Annotated in this window: 1 pseudogene; it reads left to right on the top strand. The window is 72.8% G+C overall.

What is annotated here, in order from left to right:
* Positions 1–334: pseudogene (locus tag H7I41_RS21870) on the top strand (PQQ-binding-like beta-propeller repeat protein); the annotation flags it as partial.

A 334-nucleotide genomic window follows, 5' to 3' on the forward strand; every position in this document is an offset into this window, starting at 1 on the left:
CAAACCCCGCCATCGGTGTCACCGGACGGCGTGATCGTGGCCGGCGGCGGTCCGGGCGCCCGGCTGACCGGGCTCACCGACAACGGCGATGACGCCGAGATCGCATGGACGCGTGCTGATGTCGAGCCGTTGTCGACGTCCAGCCGGGCCGGGGAGAACGCCGGCTACACCGTGGTCCGCGACGGGGAGCAGGGACAGGCCCTGCTGGTGTTCGACCCCGCCGAGGGCGGCACCGTCAACCGCTACCCCCTACCCGATGCGACCGGTTGGCCGGTCGGGGTGTCCATCGGCCACGACGGCCGCGTGGTCACCGCGACCAGCGACGGCCAGGTCT

This window comes from [Mycobacterium] manitobense (genome assembly GCF_025821665.1).
Classification (GTDB): Bacteria; Actinomycetota; Actinomycetes; order Mycobacteriales; family Mycobacteriaceae; genus Mycobacterium; species Mycobacterium arseniciresistens.